Here is a 1,170-nt window from a genome sequence, read left to right on the forward strand (position 1 = left end):
GGCCGCCGTCCCGACCAGGGGGAACGGCCACCGGGCCGGTCGGGAGGCGGCTGCGCGCGGAAATCAGGACGCGGCGCGGCTCGCAAAGGCGCCCCGCACCTCCGCAAGGGCGCCCCGCACCTCCGCAAGGGCGCCCCGCACCTCCGCAGGGGCGCGGCACACCTCCGCGTCTTCTTGACCCTCCCTTTCCCGGATTACCTCTGACACAGAGCTATTCTCGTTCGTGTGGAACCGGAGAGCTTTCCCGAGGCGCTCGCCGACACCCTGGCCGGGGTGCAGCGGCTGATCCGCCGACGGCTGCGCGGCGGCATGACCGCCCCGCGGCTGCGCGGTGCCGAGGTCGACCTGTTGCGCCTCGTCACGGTACGTCCGGGCATCGGAGTGTCCGAGGCCGCCAAGGAGCTCTATCTGGCGGGCAATTCGGTCTCGACGCTGGTCAATCAACTGGCGCGGGACGGCTATCTGATCCGGGAGACGGACCCGGCCGACCGGCGCGCCGCGCGACTCATGCCCACACCGGCGGCGGACGCACGGCTCCGCGACTGGCGAGAGCGGCGCGCGGCTCTCGTACGGAACCAGGTCGCCCGTCTCGACGAAGCCGACCGCGCGGCCCTGGAGGCCGCTCTTCCGGCCCTGCGCAGGCTGGCGGCGAACCTGCACGAGGAGGCCGAGGAGACATGACGCCCCACACGACCGGTGACAAGGGCCCCGAAGGCGTCGGCGATACGACCGCCGTGGGACCGGATGCCGGGAGCGCCCCGGCCGTGCCGGGCGGGCCCGGGACGCGGGCGGCCGTGACGGATGCCGGGGAGGACTCCCGGACGGACGCCGTGACCTGTGCGGGGCTCGCCTACGCCTTCGGTGACACGACCGCGGTCGACGGACTCGAACTCTCCGTCCGCGACGGCGAGGTGTTCGGACTGCTCGGGCCCAACGGCGCCGGCAAGACGACGGCGATCCGTTGCATCACCACACTGCTGCCCGTGCCGGCCGGCACGGTCCGTGTCTTCGGGCACGACGCCGCCCGTGAACGCATGGCGGTGCGCCGCCTGTTGGGCTACGTACCGCAGCAGCTCTCCGCCGACTCCGGACTCACGGGGCGGGAGAACGTGGAGCTGTTCGCGCGCGTCTTCGACGTCTCCCGCCGGGAGCGCGCGGCACGTGTCGGCC

2 protein-coding genes are annotated in these 1,170 nt (G+C 73.4%); both read left to right on the plus strand.

Annotated features, from left to right (window positions below):
• Positions 1-225: 225 nt before the first annotated feature.
• Positions 226-681, plus strand: a complete 456-nt coding sequence (locus ABZV34_RS39770) for a MarR family transcriptional regulator (protein ID WP_356288282.1) — start codon at positions 226-228, stop codon at positions 679-681.
• Positions 678-1,170: ATP-binding cassette domain-containing protein (locus tag ABZV34_RS39775; protein ID WP_356288285.1), on the plus strand; the 493-nt coding region annotated here is incomplete at its 3' end. The genes ABZV34_RS39770 and ABZV34_RS39775, both read left to right, overlap by 4 nt.

It is taken from the genome of Streptomyces sp. NPDC005195 (assembly GCF_040608315.1).
Lineage (GTDB): Bacteria > Actinomycetota > Actinomycetes > Streptomycetales > Streptomycetaceae > Streptomyces > Streptomyces kaempferi.